Origin of the sequence: uncultured Streptococcus sp. (genome assembly GCF_901875575.1) — a bacterium.
Classification (GTDB): Bacteria; Bacillota; Bacilli; order Lactobacillales; family Streptococcaceae; genus Streptococcus.
Window position 1 is genome coordinate 1 of the sequence record NZ_CABFMF010000049.1, and the last position, 787, is coordinate 787.

At 36.6% G+C, this 787-nt stretch carries 2 protein-coding genes and 1 pseudogene; all 3 read left to right on the plus strand.

Annotation, left to right across the window (positions count from 1 at the left end; genetic code table 11):
• The first annotated feature begins 19 nt into the window (after positions 1-19).
• On the plus strand, positions 20-130 hold the full coding sequence (locus tag QZ114_RS08155; RefSeq protein WP_295501853.1) for a PTS sugar transporter subunit IIA: 111 nt from the start codon (positions 20-22) through the stop codon (positions 128-130).
• 20 nt (positions 131-150) lie between these two features.
• Entirely contained in the window at positions 151-471 is a 321-nt protein-coding gene (locus tag QZ114_RS08160) for a PTS fructose transporter subunit IIB (RefSeq protein WP_295501851.1), read from the plus strand.
• A gap of 13 nt (positions 472-484) precedes the next feature.
• Positions 485-787: pseudogene (locus QZ114_RS08165) on the plus strand (PTS fructose transporter subunit IIC); the annotation flags it as partial.

The following is a 787-nucleotide window of genomic DNA, read 5'->3' on the forward strand; positions in this document are numbered from 1 at the left end:
GGACCAAGATGCTAGTACTGTGCATTTGAAATTATTACAGAAAGTTGCTATTTTACTAGCGAATGATAACTTTATCAAAAAAATTCAAACAGTAAAAACAAAACAAGCGTTACTAGATTTATTAGGATAAATACAAAAAGGAGTCATCTTATGAAAATTGTAGCAGTAGCAGCATGTACCTCTGGGATTGCCCATACGTATATAGCTAAGGAAAAATTAATTCGTGCAGCTGAGTCACTTGGACATACAATACACGTTGAAACTCAAGGAACTATAGGTACAGAAGATCCGTTAACTTCTGAAGAAATCGCCACAGCAGATGTAGCTATCTTAGCAGTAGACATACAGACAACTGGAAATGAACGTTTTAAGGATTTACCAATTATTAAAGTCCCAACATCACTGGTTGTAAAAGCACCCAAACAACTTTTGGAAAAAATTGAGTCAGATTTGAAAGCTCGTAACCAATAGAAAGGAGTCTAATATGAAAACTATTGGTAATGAAATAAAACGTCACTTATTGACAGCTATCTCTTATATGCTACCATTAGTTGTAGCATCTGGTTTACTTATTGCAGTGGGTAATCTCATGGGGGGTGAATATCTTACATCACTTGAAGGTATGACATTCGCGTCATCTTTAACTACTCTTGGTGTATTTGGTATGAAACTCCTTCCATCCTTCATAGGTGGATATATATCTTACTCTATCGCTGACCGTCCAGGTATTGCTCCAGGTTTTTTGATGGGGCAAATTGCATCCTTTTTAGGAGCTGGCTTCCTTGGT